Raw genomic sequence first — 21,119 nt, forward strand, 5'->3', positions numbered from 1 at the left:
TGTTTACGAAAAATATGTGATAATTTTAAAAAAACAGTTCGTTTTGTCGATGATTTTTGTCAACAAAATCATTTCATCGTGTAATTTAAGAGTTCACATGATTTTTAATTTTTTACGGATTTAATGCCTTAATTTTATATAAATTTTAAGTGTTAGTCCTATGAAAAATCTAATATCCTATCTTTGTTTGGTATGCATGATATGCTGTTGCCATATGATCACTGCACAAGAGTCTGCAAGTGTTTTAGACGAAAAACCTGAAGATTATAAAAAGCGTAGTCCTATTTATGATTATTCAGAAAAAAAATTAAATAATGTAGATACCATACCAGGTTTTGCATCAAAGAAAAATAAAATAAAAATTGTTGGGACTATATACGAAAGTGATGGCGTAACCCCTGCAAAAAATGTACTTCTCTTTATACATCAAGCCGATGAAAATGGAAACTTCGAATTAAGGAGGCATAACAAGAAACGTTATGTGCACCATAGAGGCTGGATTAGAACAGATGCAGACGGTCATTATACATTTTACACCTTTGTTCCTGGAAAGTACATATACGGTAACGAATTAAAACAGATATTGCCAATTGTTAAAGAACCAGGAAAGCCTGAGTATAAGATTGAAACATATCTTTTTGATGACGACCCGTTATTAAACGATAAGCGTTCGAAAGTAAAACGATCGGAGGTAAGTGATAGAATTTTAAAATTGGATAAAAAAGAGGGCTTGTATATTGCTAAAAGAGATATCATATTAGGTAAAGAAATAGATTCATATGCTAAATAAGAGTTTTACCTATTATTAAACATTTGATTTTCATAAAGAGTTTTTAACTCACTCTCATATAGAACCATCCTAATCAGGATGGTTTTTTTTGTACCCAATGCAGTATAAATGTACTCACATCTTACATGACGAAATAAAAGTTCTAAAATATTTTTATTATATTTATACCAATCGCTTCGTTTATGTAAGTGATTAATCTCTCCCTATTAGAATTATAATACAGCTTTCTATCTAACAAATTACCTGTAATAAGGGTATTTTGAGAAACTGAGTATTTGATACATTTAACACTATAACATATGTATTGTTTATCCAAACGATTAGTAGCATCTATTTTTAATATTAAAATTATTTAAAAATGAAACCACTTAAATACTTACTAATAGCTTTTTGTTGCTGCATTTTAACAGCTTGTTATTCCGTGAGATTGCGTAATGTAAATGGTGCACCGCAGCCAGATCCATTTTCAGAAAGAGATGACTATTACAGAGGCATGGCTGTTGTAGAGCTTGATACAGTTATTAGTATAAAAGTTAGCTCAGAAGATTTTACTTATTTGATTAAAGAAAAAGAAGCTTGCGAATCGGGAAAACTAAACATTATTGAATATCGTAATACTTTTGGAGGCGTTTTATTGAGCGCTATCACATTCGGCAGGAAACGAAAGGTGAAAATTAAGTATGTATGTGAAAAATTAACAAATTAGGCAATGGCTACAACTAAAAGCAAATTTTTAAATGAATGGAATACGTTACATAAAAACGGACCATTTCCATTAAAAATCCTTTATCAGACTAAGTTGGAGGGTGAACGTAATATGCCTAAAAAGTGGGATCGTTATAATGATGCTGCAAAAGAAATCCAACGTTTAATAAAAGAAACACACGCAGATGGAGACGGATTTCGTGCTTATGGCTCGGCTTGGTCTATGAACAACATTGCCAGTCATAAAGATAGAATGCACTATAATGGTTTTATGAATATTTCCATGCCTATTCATAATAGTGACTGCCATTCAAACTCTAATTACGATGCATCAAACCTGTTTTTATTTGAATGCGGAACCACTATAAAGGAAGTGTCTGAGATTTTAGCAGAAAATGGTAAATCACTCAAGACAAGTGGTGCCAGTAACGGCCAGACTCTGGCTGGTTGCATCTCAACGGGTGTACATGGAGCTGCTTTAGATGTGGGATCGGTACAGGATTATGTTGTTGGACTCAATCTAATAATTGGCCCAAATAAAGAAGATATAGTGTACTTGGAGAGAGCGTCCAAACCAGTTTTAAGTAATGACTTTGTAAAAAAGTTTCATGCCAGGATTATAAGAGACGACGATTTATTTAACGCTGCCTTGGTTGGATTAGGAGGTTTTGGGTTCATTCATGGTATTGTTATAGAAGCAGAGCCTGTTTTTTTACTGAAGCGTTATGTGAAAAAAATTGATAAAAGTGTTGCTTACGAACTGGCAAAAACAATGGATTTTAAAAATGCTTCATTTACCATTCCCGAGGAAACAGATTCAAACGGAAAAGGGAACAGACCATACCATTATAAAATTTTTATCAATCAATATAGTAACGATCCAGAATGTGTTGTAGAGTTGATGTACAAAAAGGAGTATAAAGAACCCTATCCCGATCCATTTCCTGTAATAAAAGAATCGCTCTACAGGGATCTTATTTATCTATTTGTAAAACTCGCGGAAAATTTACCCAAGAGCATTCCGTGGTTAGTAAAACGTTTACGTCATACCATTTTGCCCAAAGTAGATGATAAAACTACGGGGATGTTGAAGGAAATATTCTGGGATGCCCCTTACCAAGGGCCAGCTTTTGCCTGTTCTTTTGGAGTCGATCATAAAGACGCTCCAAAAGCTATGGAACTTCTAGGAAAGTTAACAAGAGAAGAAGGTCCCATACCAGGAATCTTTGCCATGCGATTTGTTAAACAATCCCAAGGCACCATGGCCTTTACCAAGTTTCCAATTACTTGTATGTTAGAAATTGATGGTGTACTCTGGAAAGAAACCAGAAAGATCATGAGCCTAAAAAAGTTTTCTAAACGCATGATAGAAGTTTTGAAGGAAAATGATATTCCCTTTACCTTACATTGGGGTAAAAACAGTGATTGGACATTTCCAGGATTGGTAGAACACATGTATGGAGATCAAGCAAAAAAATGGATTAAACAAAGACAGTCATTATTATCTAAGGATATGTATGAACTATTCTCCAACAAATTCTTAAAAACTACAGGATTGGCTTCTAAGCCAACCACATAAAATTTATGCCCTAGTTCAGGGTATATTTGAGAATACTAATTTGAATTTTTACTGCAATTCATCGAATAATTACAGTTTTATAAGATAAATCTTCTTTTTTGTAAGATTTTTTATATATATTCGAGACCTCCCTATTTAGTTAATTAATAATGAATTGTAATGTAATCATGCCATTTTTGGCACTTGGTATCATTAAGTATAAACTTATTTATTCGTAATTAATAACCAAATACATGAAAACTTCAGATTTAGTAAAGCTTGACAACCCAAAACATTTTGAACAAACCAGCTTACAATACCAAAGACGGTTTGGTGTTATTGCAGGTTATTTGCCAAAGGACATCATCCATATTGGCAAGTGGCTAAGCGACCTTGTAGAACACTCTTATAAAGAAAAGGAAACAGCTGGGGCTAACTATACCTTGGCTCCTTCAATTTTAGAAATGAAGGCCATGCTGACTCACAATAAAGAATTAGAGAGTCAGGTTAACAAGATGATTGAAGAAGGACTTTTAATTCATAAAAAGTATGAACCAGATGTAAAATATGGTATAAAATCGTTGGATGATCTTTTTGTAGCGATGAACTATATCTTGCATAATGCACCAAAATTTCAACCAGAAGTAAGTCATTCGGCTTTTCCAATGTCTGGGTTGTTTGTGTATATGATGGCAACGCCATCTGGGTGGATTGTTTTTAAAAACCAAGCATTTAATGATTCCTTAAGGAACATTTTACAGGCTTGGTGTGATTTTCTGGATAGCCCTGAAACTCTGAGTGTGGTGACAACACAGCCAGATGGATGGTTATCACCAGCATCTGTAATTGCAAATAATTTAAACGAGTTTGTTACTGAAGAAACAAAAATTAAAGATCCTGTACATTGGGGATTTAAGTCTTTTAACGACTATTTTCATCGCCAGATCATTCTTTTATGCCGTCCCTTGGATGGCCCTGATAATGATGCCGTAATAGTTTCGGCCAATGATGGTACCATTTATAGAGTGGCTAGAAATGTTAAACTTTCGGATAATTTTGAGACTAAAAGCCAGAATTATTCCTTAAAAAATATGCTTGGAGGGTCGCCTTACACAGATATGTTTAAAGGAGGCGATGTGTTACAAACATTTTTAAGCGGTCATGACTATCATAGGTGGAGAGCTCCCATAACAGGAGAAATTGTTGAGGCACGCGTTATAAACGGCTATATGTTTAGTGAATTGCCTGTAGAAGGCTGGGATCCAACAGCTGGTACCTATTCACAAGGTTATGAAGCCAATGTAAATACCAGAGGACTTATCATCATCAAGCATGACGATCCAAAAATAGGATTGGTAGCGGTTATGCCTATTGGGATTACCGAAATATCGTCAATTAAAATAGAAGTAGGGGTAGGAGACCATGTTAAAAAAGGCGAAGAATTAGGAACGTTTAGTTATGGAGGCTCAAGTTTGTGCCTGATTTTCCAAAAAGGCGCTATAAAGCAATTTACAGTTGTAAACCCTGCCCCTGATGTAAATTCCAATAATGGTCCTTATGTTCGCGTGAGAGCCCAAGTTGCGATTGCAAATACATCATCGAAAATTAATACCCACTTAACCACTTAACCAATTAAACAATTTATATTATGAAAACAACCTCATTTACAAGTACTAATAATGCCATCGACTACATAGAAAAATGGTTAAAAAGTAACCCGACACTATCAGAGTTGTTAGTAGCATCTATTAACAAAGCCGAAAGTTATGCTAATAGTAAATTAGACAAAGCTTTATATGACGTGTTGGACTGGCCAACAACTGTAGATGAATGGATAAGCTATATTAGAAAATTTAGTCGTTGGATTCCGAACCAAAGTGGTAATCCTGGTTGGAGAGATCCAGATACGGGGTATTCACAAGAAGTATATGACCGTTTATGCCATTTTTATTTTCTTATCGATCAAAAAGTTGGACCCAATGATGATACTATAGTACAGAATATTGATGGCTTTAAACAGTGGTTGGTAGATTACGCGAATCTGTGGGGAGATTTTCTAAATACACCAGAATCTTTCAATGATGATATTTGGAAATCTTTTAAAGAATATGCGCCTTACTATAGAATAGAGGATTCGTTAGTGAACGGAAAACCAAACAACCCAAGTGGTTGGTTAACTTTTAATCAGTTTTTTGCAAGAGAACTTAACCCTGGTTTACGTCCTATAGATGCACCAAATGACAATACAGTAGCGGTAGCACCAGCAGACTGTACCTATAGAAAGATGTATAAAATAGATGCCGATTCCAATATTACAAATACGGTATTAAAGAAGACTCATGTTATTGGCAATATTGCTAAATTATTAGAGGGAAGTCCACATGCCAACAAGTTTGCCAATGGTACGTTTGTACACTACTTTCTAGGACCTTATTCATACCACAGATTTCATGCACCAGTATCTGGAATTGTTGACGAATGTCGTGCGGTGAATGGATTGACCTATTTAGAAGTTAACATTAGCGATAACAACCAATTTGATGCTCCTGATAATTCAGATTCACCAGCACCACCAGAAACGGGATATGAATTCAATCAATCTAGAGGAATTATAACTATTGATGCTACTAAACCAGAATATGGTAATATGGGGATTGTAGGTGTCGTTCCTGTGGGGATGTGTCAGGTATCTGGTGTACATATGACTGCAACAGAAAAAAGGGAAATAGCCAAAGGAGAAGAGTTTGGTTATTTCTTATTTGGGGGATCCGATATTATTTTATTATTCCAAGAAGGTAAAGCACCTATTATTGACGAATGTAATACCTATCGTTATTACGGAACCAGTATAAGCAGGTGTCCAAATAGTCCAAAATAACATGACTGGTTTTTAGCAATTATTTTATAATTCAGTCACCAGATTAGGTCGAGTAACATTCGTTATTTGGCCTAATTTTTTGTGATATATTAGCTAATGGTTTGAATTTAAGGTATATGGTACAATATTTGCTGCAATTATTTTGTAATTTAGGACTGTTTAATCCCCCATTAATATGAAACTACTATATTTTTTTATTGGTATCCTAATGCTCTTTTCATGTAAGGGGGCAAAATCTGTAGCAACTCAAGCTGAGATTGATGCTTTAAGTTCAATTGTAAAAGAGCAAACGTTTCGTATTAACTCAGATTGGGCATATCCTCAAGTTACAAATGCAGTACAACAGGTGCTTAGTTCAGGATTGATACAACCAGGTAACACACCAAATGCTATTAGTTTAATTGGAAATAGTAATTTCTTAACCATATCTGGAGACAGTATTTCATCTTTTTTGCCATATTATGGAGAAAGACGCATGCAAGTCGCTTATAATGGTAGTGATAGTGCTATACAATTTAATGGTACTTATGAAGATTATGAAGTTGTTCAAAATAAAGATAATAGTTGTACAATCTCATTACAAGCAACAAGTAATTCAGAAAGCTTTCAAGTATTCATAAGGCTATATCCTAATTTAAAGGCACGAATGACGCTAAGTGGAAATTCTAGATTGCCAATTAGCTATTCTGGTGATTTAGAATCAATAGATGTAGACAAAGCGCTTTGACTTTTCTCTTTATATTGATAGCCTAAGAAAGTGCCAAATAAAGAAGAAGAAACTTATTATTTCGTTGCGATTCTTTTTGAAAAAATTATAGAAGAATTAGTGCTGCTCAATAAAAATTAATCTGCTTTTTTATTGTTTTTTGGCAATACTTCTTCAGGAAAAGGGAAAAGAATGGTCGAATTCTTTTCAGCAGCTATGTTCGATAAGGTTTGATAAAGTCTTAGTTTGATGGCAGATGGTGATTGATCTATAAGCTTTCCTGCTTCGAGTAATTTCCCTGCAGCTTGTTCTTCTGCCAAAGCCAAAATGATGCGTGCGCGTCTAGAACGTTCGGCTTCAGCCTGATTAGCCATCATACGTTTCATGTTTTCAGGTAGTTGAATGTCTTTAATTTTTACATCATTAATGTCAATACCCCATTCTTTGGTCTCTATCTCAACAATGGCTTTTATATTTTTTCCCATCTCTTCCCGTTTTGATAAAATAGTATCCAATTCTACTTTACCGCAAACGTCTCGCAAAGCTGCTTGTGCCAATTGGGTAATGGCAAATTTATATTCTTCAACTTCTAACACAGCGCGTTCAGGGTCGTTAATTTTAAAAAATAATACCCCATCGATACTACAGGGCACATTATCTTCGGTCATAACCTCTTGAGAAACAATATTTATGGTTATAACTCGAATATCTACAATTTGTATAGTTTCAACAATTGGGATAATCCATCTAAAACCAGGCTTTAAGGTCTTTATGTATTTACCAAACCTGAATTTAGGAGCTCGTTTATATTCATACACAATTCGTATACCAGCTAAAAGGAAAACAATGGTTATGATGCTTAATATTTGTATGGGATTCATGATTAAAAGGTTTTAATAAGTAAGTTTTAATCTGTCATTCTAAATCTCGATATGAGACTAAAGTTGTTAAGCGTTTAACAAAGTTAAATACTTATAAAGTAGCATTATAAGATACGAAAAAAACAGGGTGTTTTAAAATAATATAAGATCAAAAATTAAACTTTTAGGTTTTATATTATTTTCGTTAAATACAGAGTAATTGTTTGGATTATTGTGTATTACGTCGAAAATATATGTTGTTTTCATGGAGGGTAACAATATAGCTATATGTTAGGTAGTTAAAATAGTATAGAACCTTTCAAAAATGAAAAAAGTACTTGTTGTTCGCGATATCATAGGTAGAAAATTAAGCCTAGGCTTATGTATTGTAATAGATGAAAATAACACTATTTTGTTTACATCTCAAAGCCTGGAAAAAGGCTGGTTAAATAATGCTAGAAATATATCATGCATCCCTGCGGGGATTTATAAACTAAAGTTAGAATGGTCGCCCAAATTTCAAAAAGATTTATGGGAAATATATGATGTTCCCAACCGTCGTGAATGTAAGTTTCATGCTGCAAATTTCTCAAGGCAACTCAATGGTTGTATTGCTCTTGGAGAAAAGCGGACGGATATTGATAATGATGGTTTTATCGATATTACTAATAGTAGAAATACCATGAAGCTATTTCATAAAGCCATGGAGGGTGAAACCGTTTCGACATTACATGTGATAAACTCGCAAAATAAATAGCAAGCAATATTCCGATTAGAATTATCTTAAATTTCGGTTTTTTAAAATTGATTTCACAGAAAATTAGGGAAAAAGCCCCTTTAGGAATTAGGTTTTTTCCTGTTGATAGTTATTTATAATATCAAGAAGTTTGAGTTATATAAAAATAATCATTTTTAATAACTCACTATGAAAACTGAAAACACTTTTAAATTTGTTTCTGTTCGACCACCACAAAAAGTTCCAGAAATTAATCCAAAATATGATTTAACTGGAATAAGATCAGTACTCAGAGAAAAGCTTTCAAAATCAAATAACTTCAAAGAAAAAGCAAAGCTGGCAAAAGCCTATCAATCATCAAATATTTACTTCAAAAATTCAAACACATGGGCTGCTTATGCGCCTAATCTGGATCGTATTGAAAAAATAATTGAGAGTGCTGATAATTTAAATAATGCTAACGATTTAAAGGCTTTTAAAGAAAAGTTAGTGAAAGAAATTGGAGTGGATGTCAAAGTTATTGATAAAGATTTTTCAAATCTAAAAGAGCAAGTCTGGGATAGTTTTTATGCCAATCTTTTAAGTAATGAATCTCCAGAGGATAGAGATATCATTGTTAGGTGGATTAAGCTCTTAAGATTATGGGAAGGTATTAATTCGGAAATGATTGTAAATGAAAAAATTGAATTGGTAAATAGCTATAATAAACTGACGCCAATTATCCCAAAGGAGCTTTTCAATAAGGACCGAGATGATTCCAAAGAAATTGATTCTTCTAAAGAAACAGACCGTTCCTATTTATCTAGAGTAAAAGCCATTCAGGTTAAAAGAAAAGAGATAGAGAAGTTAAATCATGCGAAAAAAGAAGTGGAAGACATATTTACTTCTAAATTAAAAACACATATAAAAGATGATTTAAAATGTAAGGATACCAAACATGTAGACAAAAATCTAGCTAGTATTCAAACCTCCATAGATTCTATCAACCAATCGATGATTGATTATCAAAAATACGTCGACCAGGAATTTAAAAATTTAAAGTCAGAAACCAAAAGCCCACAAGAAACAGCCACGGATAAAATTGTTTTTAATGCTTCAAATTTTGGTACACTGGAAGCTTCTAATCTAAAAAAGGAATCATTGCTCGCATCACCACCATCAAAAAACTCAGAACAAGCACCATGGCTATTAAAAATAGACGAAATAAAATTAAAGAATACTAAAAAGGTTTTATCCAAAAGTAAAATAGATTTAGAGCTAACGACATCTCCAGAGATTGTTTCGAAATTAGAAAATGAGCTCGCAAAAAGAAATGCAGAACTGGAAAAATTAATGACTATAGAGAGAATTATTCCCAGAGGGAAAACTTTTGTCAAGGTAAAAAGAAAACTTTCAGAAGACGATATTAACGAAACAATAAAATCATTATAAGATGGCTTCACGTATTAAACCATTTATAGGAGACCTTCAAGTGGTCAAACAAAAATTAGTAAATTATGGAGCAGGAGAAATTGCTCATATTGAAAATGTGCTTAAAAGTGAAAAAAGGAATCGAAAACACCGACAATTAAATCAAAACGAGGATATTATTTTTACCTCTTCAGACCTTAGCGAGGAAAACCTAAAAGATTTACAAAGTACCGAGCGATTTGAGCTTCAAAAAGAATCACAAAAAACAATTCGTTCCGACTCTTCTTTTAAAGCAGGTGTTGATGTTTCTGTAAGTTATGGCCCTGTTGAGGCCAGTGCCTATGCCAAATTCGCTTCGTCTAATTCTACAGTAGAATCTAATAAAAATGCTGTGAATTACGCTAAAGATATTTCAGAACGCTCTTTGTCTCGAATTATAGAAAAAACAAGAGAGGAGCGAACCAGCCGTACGTTACATGAAACAGAAGAAATAAATGAGCATGGTTTTGATAATTCAGAGGGAGATGAACATATTTCGGGAATTTACAGATGGGTCGATAAATATTATAGGGCTAAAGTTGTAAATTATGGAAAACGGCTCATGTATGAGTTTACAGTACCAGAACCCGCTGCATTTTTTATTCATGCGCAGCAATATAAACTAGAAAACCTAATACTTCCAGAAGAGCCCATAAAACCAACAATAACACCTCAAAGTTTAAACCGTACCAACTATTTAGCTGAGGTTGAAAAATATAATGTTCAAGGTGTGAATCCGCCGCCGCCATCTAACATTATTTCATCAAAAGTTGTTGCCCGTACTTTTCAAAAAGATCAACCTTGGTCTATTTCTTTCGATGATTTAAAAATCCCAGATGGTTACACATACAATGGCGGTCATAAGTGGAAATTTTCCTGGCAGGGGTATGAAGGTGGTTACTTTGAAATTATGCTAGATGCTCTTAGTAGAACATCTTTGTCAGAAAACTTACCTATTGGTGCTTTCGGAAAAAAGGTTGAAAATCTGCTTATATATGTGGATATGCATTGTTCTTTAACTCAGGAGGCCTTTGAAAAATGGCAGGTTGAAACCTATAATGCTATTATGAGTGCTTTTCAAAAACAAGTGCTAGACTATGAAGAAAAGCTGGCCGCAGCAGAAATTCAGGACGGTGTTCAAATCGCAGGTCGAAACCCTGTAATTAATAGGGCCGTAGAACGGGAAGAGCTTAAAAAAAGCTGCATCTCTTTGTTTATTTACGGTGCCAGAGGGCTATTTTATAGATTTAATGATCTAAACAGAATTTTTGCAGGAACCAATGGATACCCAGACATCTCGTTTTTTAGAACTTATAACGAAAGTGATAAAATCCAATTTTTTGAACAGGCGTTCGATTGGAAAAATATGACCTACGAATTCTTTCCATATTATTGGGGACGTAGGGGTAAATGGTTGGATACGCTAGCTATAGAAGATAATGACCCTTTATTTGAAAAATTTTTAAAATCGGGAGCAGCACGTGTTTTAATTCCAGTTAATCCCGTGTTTAATTATGCGACATTATTTTATCAGGCTACAGGCAGATATGATTGGGATAGTAGCATTCCGTTTGCATTCGATACGCATTTTGATCGTTCTCTAGTTGAAGAATTAGCAAGTATAACGGTTGATGATATGGATAAAGATGTAGAAATAAGTAAAGATGATCCTGATACCTGGCTTATGAAAGTCCCAACCAATCTGGTATGGCTGGATACAACGACAGATGAATTGCCTATTTATTTAGCAGAAGATGAAGCGCCTTAATTAATTTTAAATGAAACGACATGTCGACATACAAACAATATTACAGTGATAATGAAGCCGTATTGATTGAGATAAGTCCTGGAGGAGATGATCGCATTTCCCCAGGAAGTAATTTGTCTGGTTCTATAGGGATCATTAAAGATATTGCCATTATTTCTTCTGCCGAAATAAATGCCATAAACCCCAATCATAAACCACAAGAATTCGAAATAACCTTTGGTATAAAAGCAGTAAATGGCCAAGAACGCTTTGCGGTAACCCAGGGAACAGATAAAGCAAATTTTCATGTCAAAATTAAATGGGCAGAAGGAGGAGCAGGTGATTTGACCTCAATGGTACCACCAACTTCTTAGGTATAAACACATTTAGTTATGGGGGAAATAAAAAGGCATGGGGAAATATATAAATATTACCAGGAAAGGATTCGTGACATTAGAGGAGATGAAGATTACGCTTTTATGGAATTGGGTAATTTTTTGACTGATATTTCTCAATTTAGAGACCCATATGCGCACCTTACAGCTAAAAAAACCATGTTTAATCAAGCTAGGGCTGCGTTTAGAGAAAATCCGTATGTTATCGGAACCAATGTTGTTTTAGCGGGTGTTGCGCTTATCCCATCCATTATAGATTTTATTGATAAAAAAAACAAAAGAGGTGCGGCAAAATCGGCGTTAGTCGTCTCCAGTTTGCTGGTAACAGAATATTTACTATTTCCAATTTTAGCAATAGGCGTAGGTAAAGCAACGCAATGGATGGATGCCTTAATGGGGAAAGCAACACCGAAAAATAGGAGGTATGGAAAGCTGGCTCAATTTTTTGAACAACTCTGTTTAGGAGTAACACACATTATATTTGCTGATGATATTCCTAAAAGAGCCAAATTAAATGACATGCTTCCAAACATGTTTGTTGGAACAACCATGCCTTCTAGAGAAATTGATAGGGTTTTTAAGGGGCATGGACATAATGAAGAATCAAGGTTTTATACACAATACTACCCTCATGAACATTTAGATTTTCCACCCTATACAGAGTCTGGAATAGCTAGACAACGAAAACGTAGATACCAAAAAGGCCGTAGAGGTTTAATCATTTATTTAGAAGAGCAAATAAAATATATAGTTGAAGAGCTTATATTGATTGAATATGATTGGAAACGTATAAGGCGTGCATCATCACAAAATAGGAATCGGCATGATGTATTGGTAAGAATGGGACATATTTTACATGCTATCGAAGATTATTTCTTTCACTCAAATTATGTAGAACTAAGACTTTGGAATGAGCTAAAAGCACAGCGCTCTAATATGTCTGAAGAAAGCTTTGAAAACTGGTTTGCCGAGCATGCCCTAGATAATTATCGTAATTACAAAATAGATAATCCTCCAGATAGCGAAGGAGGCTATAGTAAAGCATATGATTTTTCCAGTCCTCATAATTATTCAGAAGATGCCGAAGAAAATAGGAGAATAAGGGATATTGTAGGTAGTAAAACCAGGTGGCTACGAAAACTGTACAGACGATTACGTTATCCACTTTTTAAGTCTAAGTCCGACCCGAGTACAGAAGATTCTCGACCTGCCTACGATTTGATATATACGGGAGGCTTTGGGGAAAAAGACATGTTTCATACCATGATAGGTGCTATTGGTAACTTGGAATTTGTTGTAGAAGACATAGATAAGCATATAAAAAGAGCCAATGCACCTGGGAATCCAGAAAATATAGTACAAGATGAATTACCTTTTAATACACCTGTGTCCGAATCAGAACTGGTTTTAATGCGTGCCCTTTTTAATGAAGAATACCGAAGAGAAATGGTAGAAGATGCAGATGTTCTTGCTGCTCGACAAGTAAAACACCGTGAGCAGTTAGAAGCGGGCAAGTATGAAGATGGCATTACAAAGCTTAAAGAACGTGGGTATTTAAATGATCAGGCGGAAGAAGCATTTCGAAAAGCCTTTGAGATTGATTTAAAAATGGACAAGCAATACCAATCATCGCTTTCTGAAGCTGTTGGTGGTGTAGGTAGGTTCCTTATGCAGTTTTTAACCATGGCACAAAAGGATTTTGATATTAGTATAAAAAGAAGTGTAGCACTGGATAGGCGTGGTAAAAGAGAGATTCTAAATAAAGCCTCAGATAATGGGGCATCGGGTGAAACAGTAGGTAACCATTCACTAATGGCAAAAGACACCCCGAAATCGCAACCTTTGTTTGAAGAGGCAAGAGCCCTAGCCACGATAGCTTCAACCATCGTTGCTACTATTATAACAACAGAAATACAAAATGGCGATGCCAATAGGGGGATAAGGTGGTCGTCAATCATTCGTCACTTACTTAGATTTCCTCATGTCAATTCCAATATGTGGGAAGGTGAAGTGTTAACAACATTTAGGTCTACGGGGCAATTGCCAGATTATGACGATATTAATGACAAACCTCAAGTGGGTTTTATAACTAGTAATCTACAGGCTATAATCGATAGAATGCGTAGCCGAAACGAAGAAGAAAGAGAGCGTGAAAAAGAAAAACTAGAAACACTATATGTCAAATTAGAAAAAGATGCAGACCCAGCTCCTTGGGGGGATAATGTTTTAAACCCTTTGAATAGTTAAGTAGGTTTGATGTTGTATTATTTTTATATTGCGACTATTGTTTATAACTAATTATGAAAATCCATAAAAATTTATGTGTTAAATTCTATATATTTGAAATGTGCCTATTAGCTTACAAATATTGATCTAAAAAATATAGCTGATAACTTTTATCATTTAGACAGTAAATATAGAATGAACAAAAAACCTCGTAGCTCGCGCTTGATTGTTATTCTCACGGCGCTATCAGTAATACTTACATTGAAACAAGCCCATGCGCAAGATAATTTTAATATCTGTTATTTATGTTTTGGGGTTGGAAAAGTGGCTTGTAGCAGCTGCCATGGAAAAACGACTCAAGGAGTTGATGATAATGGATTACCTGTTTTTTGTAGTAAATGTGTATGTAAATATTGTGATAAAGAAGATATAGGTACCGGAACGTGTCCCGCATGCGATGGTAAGGGCTATTGGAAGACAAAATTAGCACCAAGAAAACAAAATGGTGCCAATCAAAATATGATATTAGATGCAATAGCCATGGCTGGTTATGCATTAGTTATAGCAGAAAAAGGAAAAACACTAAAGTCATATAAGGAGAATTATTATAGGGCAAATAGAAGAATACGTGATTACGAAGAGCGTCAAAAAGAAAAAGCTAAAATAGCCACAGATAACCTCCCAAAGTATGGTTTAGATGATTTAAAGAAATACAGACGTAATTTAACAACAGATTATTGGGATTATTTAGGGTCGCTTAAAGTAAGTTCAGGATTGAGACTAACTGCTCTCTTTGATGCGTGGCATAAAAAGAAAAAAAGGATAATTAAAAATAAATCAGTTGAGATATTAAGTGATGATGTACTTTTAGTGACCCCGAACTCTAAACTAAGTGCAAGGGTGTATTTAAAATCAAAAGCAGCCATATCTACAACCTCGTTTAAAGATTCTGTCGCGTTTTATGGACAGCCTTATTACGTTGTTATTCTTTCTAAATTTGATAAGCATAAAAAAGAATTTGAAAAAAAGTATTTTTCTTCCATCCCATCTAAGTCGGTCTTTCATGATTATACGAGAGAATTAAGTGAACATGAACTTTCCAGACTTCAAAAAGATGATTTTGAAAATAGATATAGAAATAGTTCTTATCATTGGATCTTTAGTTTTGCTAATAAAAATGAATTAGAAGAAGGCGGTATTTATAAATTTGAAATATATGGAGGTTCCAAAAGACCTCAAGATTTTAGGTATAATTACATATTGAAAAATGCCATGTATCAAAAGCTAATATTTGTTCAATCCTTAAAAGCGTTTAATAAAACAATAAAGAAGTTCTCTCACTATAACAATTCTAAAAACTATATCCCCTCATATATAGGTAGTAAAAATCAAACCATTGACGTTCAAAATGTACAATCACAATATAAAGTGATTAAATTACTACCATATTATAAGGATTAAGAGAAAGCATTTGAAATATATCAATAAGAGTACAGGTTTGGTTTTTCATGGATATAACAGTTAGCGATATGCCTTCTATTGGGTATTGATTATCAGTTCAATGAATAATTTCTTTGTAGATGAGATTTTAATAAAAATAACAGTCTTAAAGTAATTAATCATGGCTAAGAAAACTAAAATTAATGTTTTTGCCTCAAAAAAAGTAAAAGATGTTTTTAAACTTACAGAAACAGATTTACATTTTTATGACCGTACAAAATTATGTACCACTGACGACAAAGGATATGCTACACCTAAAGGTTTGGATCCAGCCGAAATTGTTCTTGAAGTATCAAAGGGTTTATTCCTCTCTGGGCTGAAAAGGATATGACTATTTAAGAAAGACCATTGATGTGCCTAATGTCGTTATCACTATATTTAGCTTAATATCTTTTTTATTCATATCATTTTTTGCTTCTCCAACGCTTACTAATATTGACGGAGGATTAAATCAAATACTTTTTTTATAATGATTTACTTGGGGTGCTTTACATTCACTTTATTTATTTTCAAAAGATTTAAAAAAATTTGATTTTCATTATTTGTTTACTCAATTATTTATGTCATAAGTATTCTTGGTTATTTCGGATCTTGCAAACTTTGGTTGTCGGCAGAAAGAGAAGTAGCCTCCAAAGTTTATGGTATTTATGAAACGAACCATAAAGATGAAACTTTAGAAGAAATAAAATACATTAAGTCAATATTGTACGAAAAACCTGGAATTAATTAAGGTTTTATACTGCTTATATGACGTTTTTATTTGATAAAATGCAATAAATTAAAACTTTATCTTACATTAATTGTAGCTTTTTTTTTGTTAAATAGATTTTTTTTCTATTTTTAGGATGTGAAACTAGAATCTACCAAAATTAACCAAGAGCAAAATACCACCTTAGATACTAATCGACCTGCTATTAGATTAAGTCAATCGCAGCTAGATATAAATGATTCAGATTTATCTGTTGTTTTCCAAGATTTTCAAGGCAATATTTTAAAGAGTCATGGGCGTTCCCACTCCCGTCATTTGTTTTTGAAATTCAACACTGATTTAGTTCGTAATAGGGAATGGGTAGGTAAAATAGCTTCACGATTAACGTCTGCTTTAGAACAGCACCAAACGTCACTTGATTTTAAGGAAACAGGAAACGAACACCTGTTTACTGGTTTTATGCTAAGTTATTCTGGATTTAAGGCACTTGGCATAGAAGATAAAAATATTCCAGACGACAAGGCTTTTAGAGCAGGGATGAAAGACGTTGAATTTAGATATGATACAGGGCCTGGCGGACTACATAAGCGTACAATCAATCCTTTAAATGATCACCTGGAAAATTGGGAAGAACCTTTCAAACAAAACATTGATGCATTATTAATACTTGCCTACGGTGGAGAAAGTTTAGAATCTAAAAAGAGTGAAAACTATTTAGACGAAGCTGTAGAAAAGATTAAGGCCGAAATAGAAGGAACAGCCACTATTTTATCTATTGAAAAAGGTTATACATTAAGAAACGGAAAAGGAAAGGTTATAGAACATTTTGGATTTGCAGATGGTATTAGTAACCCTGTATTTTTTAAATCCGATTTTCAAAGCTGGGAAGAAAAAGAAGGCACAGATCTTTATGATCCGTCAGCACCTTTTGGGCTCCTAGCAGTTAATGATCCTGGTGGTCGGTCTGCCGTTAATAGTTTTGGATCCTATTTTGTGTACCGTAAGATGCAACAAAATATAAAGGGTTTTAACGATCAAACAAAACAGTTTGCATCTTTGCTTTCAGATGCCGTTGGACGAGAAATTGACTCCGAATTTGCTGGCGCACTTGCATTTGGACGGTTTAAAGATGGAACCTTAGTGGCAAATTCTAATCAAAATACCAAATCTTTGTTGAATAATTTTAATTACGATGAAGATATAGAGGGCTTAGGATGTCCATTTCAGTCTCATATTAGAAAAACAAACCCACGGGGAGATACCAATAGAAAAAGTCAAGTTCCTATGCACAGTGAACGAAACCATCGAATAGCCCGTAGAGGAATAAGTTATGGTTCTAAAGAGATGTCTCCATCTTCCGAATGGACGGATGCAGGATTACTTTTTCTCTCATGCCAAAGCGATATAGAACAGCAATTCTTAGTTATGCAATGTGCTTGGTCTGACAATCCTAATTTTCTCAATGAGGGTACAGGAACAGATCCAATTACTGGATGGCAAAATGCAAAACCAGATAAAGCAGCAAAAAAATGGCAGCTTCAAATAGATGGAAAAAAAGTTTCTATTGATTTTAGTTATCGAGACCTGGTTAAGATACGTGGTGGTGAATATTTTTTTGCGCCAAGTATTTCCTTTTGCAAAGCATTGAATTTAAATCATTCTTAATACTAAAAATCATTAACACGTAATTATTATGGAACAAGTTATTACAGAAAAAGAACAAGGATACAAAGATTGGAGAGTTGTACAATCTGTTGAGGTTGGAGCTACTGCAGAAAAAGTATGGGAAGTTATCGGTGGTTTCTACACGATTCATGAATGGCATCCCGATATTACAGAACTTGAGGTTATCAAGGAACAAACAGAAACGCGCGAACTAAGAAGGCTTCTTACATTTCCAGGTCAACCTAAAGCCATTGAAGAATTGGTTATGATGGACAATGATAATTTTCACTACCGTTACAAGTGGCATGCTGGCGAATGGGGTGAAGCAATTCATAAATATTATTCAGATTTACGCGTATTCGATCTAAAAGGAGGCACGAGTATTGTACAATGGGTTGCAACATTTTATTATAAAGAAGATGCCATTTCAGAATTTTATCAAAGAGGTTTTGATGAGCTTTTAAAAAGGTTCCCACTGTAAATAATTCAACCAAAATAATATAAAAAATAAAATTATGAGTGAAACAAGACTACTAAAACCAAACGAGGGTCAAAAAACAAAAATAACAGGTTTCGATGCCATTTACCGAACAGATAAGAATGTGACAGGCGATTTACTTGACTATTTTGAACTGGTGGTTCCGGCTGGACAAGGAGCTCCATTGCACATCCATCATAAAAATGATGAAAGCCTTCATGTGGTAGAAGGCGAGTTTACATTCCAAGTTGATGAAACCGAATATAAAGCGCCTGCAGGGACATTTCTTTATATTCCAAGAGGAGTGCCTCACAAATTTACGAATACAGGTGCTTCAGAAGGGCGTTTAATAGGAACATTCACTCCTTCAGGAACTTTTGAGTTCTTCAATAAATTAACAGGATTATCTCAGGATGATTTTGAAGAAATTCAAGCATATTCCAAAAAATATGGTCATGAAGTACTTGAAGTAGGAACTTATTAATTGTTTTACTATTAGTTGTTTAATGTAACTTATATAATAAAAACTGTAATTGCCGTGAGTTTAAAAACAAATCTATTTTTTGAACAATCTTATTAATATTGGTATTGTCATTTTGGGTATAGCTGAACATTAAAAATGAACTTTGCTTTGAGGGAAGCAAATACATTTGATCGAGAGGTTTTTAAAAATTAATAGTTTTATGAATTTCGATTTTTGTTTAAGTTAATCGATTTATGTTGGGTGTAGTCAAAGTAAGTCGTAATACTCAACCTGACATGGAAAAATAAGGACTATTTTTTATATAAATATATTCCTAATTGTTTTGAACTCATGTTAGTTAGAGGGAAAAACCGAGCATATTTATGCTCGGTTTTTTAATAAAACAAAAACTTCTACAAATTACCTTATAATTTAAATCACTTCGTTATTAATTACCAGAAAAAGCTATCCTATCCTGAAATTTATGGCTATAGGGTGTAGGATTAAAAGTTGTTCTGCTCCATGAAAAATCATCAGACAGATACATAGGAATCGTCTTTAAAGGTTTAGGTGCTTTCCCTTGTGAAATTCGCTCTTTATTCTTCTCTTTAATTCTCTTATTCTCATCTTCGGTACGTTTTATATAATATCGTGATTTATAATGATCGTACATACGCATAAATTCAACAGTCATAATAGCTGCTAAACGTTTGTTATTGACTATTAACATGGCATTTTCATCATTGTCTGAACAAGATGCCTTAGAGAAGTTAGCAGAACCAAAAAGTACTTTGGGGTTGTCACCATAAGGATCAATTATAATAATTTTAGTATGAATTTTATGCGCACCAAATGCTTTGGCATCCCAAGAACGTCCCATGTATGTTTTTAAGCGATTGGGTGTGAAAAATCTAGTGTTATTATGATTTAATCCTTGTATTCGCTTTTTTGCTGAGCTATTCACGATGCCATATTCTATAATGGAATTATCGTTAGCTGCCATAGCCTCAACTAATTTTTTATCCATTCCAAAGGGTGCACTGATTAGTACCATAGATTTAGCATTTTTAATCAAATCGCAAGCAGTAATCAAAATATCTTTTTTCGAAATAGGAGAGAAGAAGGTTTTTGCTGCATACCTGTCCTGAATTGCATTAATAGTATCCATATATTTTCTGTTTGCAATTTTAGTGTCCTTCTTTGTTGGGTTGGGTTTTAAGATTTGAAAAAATGCCTCATAATTTTTTGCTACACCCAAATTATCAATTGTGATAGCTGCATTGGTTTGAAAATTAAAAGCATTCTCACTAAAATTTGCTGAAGCCGTCCATACCTTTTTCGGCTTATTATTTCTTAAAAGTATTACGACTTTATTATGACTTATATTCACCATATCTCTAGCTATTGTTAAGTGTGACATATGATTATCGTGAATCACTTTCTCTGTTTTTTCTGTTGAATGCTTACCAGCTTTAGCGTCATGAATAATTTCTACATGAACGCCTTTGGCTTCTGCAGCCAAGAAAGCTTGAGCAACTTCATTATCATGAAATTCATAAATAATACAATGTAAAGTATCACCCGATTTAGCCGATGCAATAAAATCAAGTAACGATTCTTTTAAACCACGAGATAACCATTGGTAGGCTTTTTTTCCAATTTCTTTCGGAGCCCTATTTTTAAATCTACTTAAATAGGCCATAGATGATGTAACACCCCGATTGACATAAATCCCAAGTTTATCTTCAACTTCTTGTGATGGTCTAATTTTAAAAATTAGCGGGGCTTCATCACGTGTCAGTTTTTTGGGCGTTCCACGCATCGGATAAACTTCATAAATGTAAGCACGTTTGGGGTTAAGCGAGTATTCGTTCCAACGAAACCTTTGAAAAGGTGCTTCCAGACAACTCACATCATCAAGCTTTCCTGTATCTGTGACTTCAAAGCGTTTATGGCCACCTAACCATTTAATGCTCAGAACTTCTTCTGTTTCGGGATCCAATGAAATGCGTTTAATACCAAAACCGTGAAGTCCTTGGCGTAGGTTTTTGTCATCAAAGGTCCAGCCAATAATAACAGAATATGTACCAACCAAAGCAGCACCATAATAATTACCACTAACTGCTCTAACAACAGGTTTGTAAGAATAACTCATAATATATTTGTTTTTAGATTTAATATCAGGTACTGATTGCTACAAATTATACCCTTAAGACAATAGCATGTTACTACAATCATGCAAGCTATTATGATA

At 34.0% G+C, this 21,119-nt stretch carries 18 protein-coding genes; 16 read left to right on the forward strand and 2 right to left on the reverse strand.

Features of this window, described 5'->3' with window-relative positions; all coding sequences use genetic code 11:
* Positions 1-160: 160 nt before the first annotated feature.
* From HHX25_RS18775 to HHX25_RS18800, 6 genes are all read left to right on the forward strand, one after another.
* Positions 161-790 (forward strand): dioxygenase family protein, encoded by a 630-nt coding sequence (locus HHX25_RS18775; RefSeq protein WP_169676637.1) that lies wholly within the window; start codon positions 161-163, stop codon positions 788-790.
* A gap of 358 nt (positions 791-1,148) precedes the next feature.
* Positions 1,149-1,496, forward strand: a complete 348-nt coding sequence (locus HHX25_RS18780; RefSeq protein WP_169676638.1) for a hypothetical protein — start codon at positions 1,149-1,151, stop codon at positions 1,494-1,496.
* 3 nt (positions 1,497-1,499) lie between these two features.
* Positions 1,500-3,074 carry an FAD-binding protein gene (locus HHX25_RS18785; RefSeq protein ID WP_169676639.1) on the forward strand — a complete coding sequence of 525 codons (1,575 nt, stop codon included), beginning with the start codon at positions 1,500-1,502 and terminating at the stop codon, positions 3,072-3,074.
* Positions 3,075-3,307: 233 nt separating this feature from the next.
* Positions 3,308-4,681 carry a phosphatidylserine decarboxylase family protein gene (locus HHX25_RS18790; RefSeq protein ID WP_169676641.1) on the forward strand — a complete coding sequence of 458 codons (1,374 nt, stop codon included), beginning with the start codon at positions 3,308-3,310 and terminating at the stop codon, positions 4,679-4,681.
* A gap of 20 nt (positions 4,682-4,701) precedes the next feature.
* Positions 4,702-5,931, forward strand: a complete 1,230-nt coding sequence (locus HHX25_RS18795; RefSeq protein WP_169676643.1) for a phosphatidylserine decarboxylase — start codon at positions 4,702-4,704, stop codon at positions 5,929-5,931.
* A 175-nt stretch (positions 5,932-6,106) separates the two neighbouring features.
* Positions 6,107-6,658 (forward strand): DUF4251 domain-containing protein, encoded by a 552-nt coding sequence (locus HHX25_RS18800; RefSeq protein WP_169676645.1) that lies wholly within the window; start codon positions 6,107-6,109, stop codon positions 6,656-6,658.
* 116 nt (positions 6,659-6,774) lie between these two features.
* Here HHX25_RS18800 and HHX25_RS18805 read toward each other — a convergent pair whose 3' ends face one another.
* Positions 6,775-7,518, reverse strand: a complete 744-nt coding sequence (locus HHX25_RS18805; RefSeq protein WP_169676647.1) for a slipin family protein — start codon at positions 7,516-7,518, stop codon at positions 6,775-6,777.
* Positions 7,519-7,822: 304 nt separating this feature from the next.
* On the opposite strand from HHX25_RS18805, the gene HHX25_RS18810 reads away from it, so the two are divergent.
* From HHX25_RS18810 to HHX25_RS18855, 10 genes are all read left to right on the forward strand, one after another.
* The gene (locus tag HHX25_RS18810) at positions 7,823-8,254 is read left to right on the forward strand and encodes a DUF5675 family protein (protein WP_169676649.1); all 432 of its coding nucleotides are present in this window, start codon (positions 7,823-7,825) and stop codon (positions 8,252-8,254) included.
* A gap of 168 nt (positions 8,255-8,422) precedes the next feature.
* Positions 8,423-9,664: a hypothetical protein gene (locus tag HHX25_RS18815; protein WP_169676651.1), complete on the forward strand. Its 1,242-nt coding sequence runs from the start codon at positions 8,423-8,425 to the stop codon at positions 9,662-9,664.
* A gap of 1 nt (position 9,665) precedes the next feature.
* Positions 9,666-11,450, forward strand: coding sequence for a hypothetical protein (locus tag HHX25_RS18820; RefSeq protein ID WP_169676653.1), 1,785 nt, complete (start codon positions 9,666-9,668; stop codon positions 11,448-11,450).
* Between the two features lie 20 nt (positions 11,451-11,470).
* Positions 11,471-11,803, forward strand: coding sequence for a CU044_2847 family protein (locus HHX25_RS18825; RefSeq protein WP_169676655.1), 333 nt, complete (start codon positions 11,471-11,473; stop codon positions 11,801-11,803).
* Between the two features lie 18 nt (positions 11,804-11,821).
* Positions 11,822-14,071, forward strand: a complete 2,250-nt coding sequence (locus HHX25_RS18830; protein ID WP_169676657.1) for a hypothetical protein — start codon at positions 11,822-11,824, stop codon at positions 14,069-14,071.
* Between the two features lie 174 nt (positions 14,072-14,245).
* Positions 14,246-15,511, forward strand: a complete 1,266-nt coding sequence (locus HHX25_RS18835) for a DnaJ-like cysteine-rich domain-containing protein (protein ID WP_169676659.1) — start codon at positions 14,246-14,248, stop codon at positions 15,509-15,511.
* A 160-nt stretch (positions 15,512-15,671) separates the two neighbouring features.
* The gene (locus HHX25_RS18840) at positions 15,672-15,881 is read left to right on the forward strand and encodes a hypothetical protein (protein ID WP_169676661.1); all 210 of its coding nucleotides are present in this window, start codon (positions 15,672-15,674) and stop codon (positions 15,879-15,881) included.
* A gap of 516 nt (positions 15,882-16,397) precedes the next feature.
* Entirely contained in the window at positions 16,398-17,924 is a 1,527-nt protein-coding gene (locus HHX25_RS18845; RefSeq protein WP_169676663.1) for a Dyp-type peroxidase, read from the forward strand.
* 28 nt (positions 17,925-17,952) lie between these two features.
* Entirely contained in the window at positions 17,953-18,405 is a 453-nt protein-coding gene (locus tag HHX25_RS18850; protein WP_169676665.1) for an SRPBCC family protein, read from the forward strand.
* 34 nt (positions 18,406-18,439) lie between these two features.
* On the forward strand, positions 18,440-18,886 hold the full coding sequence (locus HHX25_RS18855; protein ID WP_169676667.1) for a cupin domain-containing protein: 447 nt from the start codon (positions 18,440-18,442) through the stop codon (positions 18,884-18,886).
* Positions 18,887-19,313: 427 nt separating this feature from the next.
* Here the strand turns inward: HHX25_RS18855 and HHX25_RS18860 are convergent, their stop codons facing one another.
* Complete coding sequence (locus HHX25_RS18860; protein WP_169676669.1) at positions 19,314-21,020, reverse strand: phospholipase D-like domain-containing protein; 1,707 nt, start codon at positions 21,018-21,020, stop codon at positions 19,314-19,316.
* Positions 21,021-21,119: the final 99 nt, after the last annotated feature.

The organism is Flavivirga algicola (genome assembly GCF_012910715.1).
In the GTDB taxonomy this organism is placed as follows: domain Bacteria; phylum Bacteroidota; class Bacteroidia; order Flavobacteriales; family Flavobacteriaceae; genus Flavivirga; species Flavivirga algicola.

Coding starts and splice junctions, on each gene's coding strand:
- HHX25_RS18775 (WP_169676637.1), top strand. CDS start 161: ATGAAAAATCTAATATCCTATCTTTGTTTGGTATGCATGATATGCTGT.
- HHX25_RS18780 (WP_169676638.1), top strand. CDS start 1,149: ATGAAACCACTTAAATACTTACTAATAGCTTTTTGTTGCTGCATTTTA.
- HHX25_RS18785 (WP_169676639.1), top strand. CDS start 1,500: ATGGCTACAACTAAAAGCAAATTTTTAAATGAATGGAATACGTTACAT.
- HHX25_RS18790 (WP_169676641.1), top strand. CDS start 3,308: ATGAAAACTTCAGATTTAGTAAAGCTTGACAACCCAAAACATTTTGAA.
- HHX25_RS18795 (WP_169676643.1), top strand. CDS start 4,702: ATGAAAACAACCTCATTTACAAGTACTAATAATGCCATCGACTACATA.
- HHX25_RS18800 (WP_169676645.1), top strand. CDS start 6,107: ATGAAACTACTATATTTTTTTATTGGTATCCTAATGCTCTTTTCATGT.
- HHX25_RS18805 (WP_169676647.1), bottom strand. CDS start 7,518: ATGAATCCCATACAAATATTAAGCATCATAACCATTGTTTTCCTTTTA.
- HHX25_RS18810 (WP_169676649.1), top strand. CDS start 7,823: ATGAAAAAAGTACTTGTTGTTCGCGATATCATAGGTAGAAAATTAAGC.
- HHX25_RS18815 (WP_169676651.1), top strand. CDS start 8,423: ATGAAAACTGAAAACACTTTTAAATTTGTTTCTGTTCGACCACCACAA.
- HHX25_RS18820 (WP_169676653.1), top strand. CDS start 9,666: ATGGCTTCACGTATTAAACCATTTATAGGAGACCTTCAAGTGGTCAAA.
- HHX25_RS18825 (WP_169676655.1), top strand. CDS start 11,471: ATGTCGACATACAAACAATATTACAGTGATAATGAAGCCGTATTGATT.
- HHX25_RS18830 (WP_169676657.1), top strand. CDS start 11,822: ATGGGGGAAATAAAAAGGCATGGGGAAATATATAAATATTACCAGGAA.
- HHX25_RS18835 (WP_169676659.1), top strand. CDS start 14,246: ATGAACAAAAAACCTCGTAGCTCGCGCTTGATTGTTATTCTCACGGCG.
- HHX25_RS18840 (WP_169676661.1), top strand. CDS start 15,672: ATGGCTAAGAAAACTAAAATTAATGTTTTTGCCTCAAAAAAAGTAAAA.
- HHX25_RS18850 (WP_169676665.1), top strand. CDS start 17,953: ATGGAACAAGTTATTACAGAAAAAGAACAAGGATACAAAGATTGGAGA.
- HHX25_RS18855 (WP_169676667.1), top strand. CDS start 18,440: ATGAGTGAAACAAGACTACTAAAACCAAACGAGGGTCAAAAAACAAAA.
- HHX25_RS18860 (WP_169676669.1), bottom strand. CDS start 21,020: ATGAGTTATTCTTACAAACCTGTTGTTAGAGCAGTTAGTGGTAATTAT.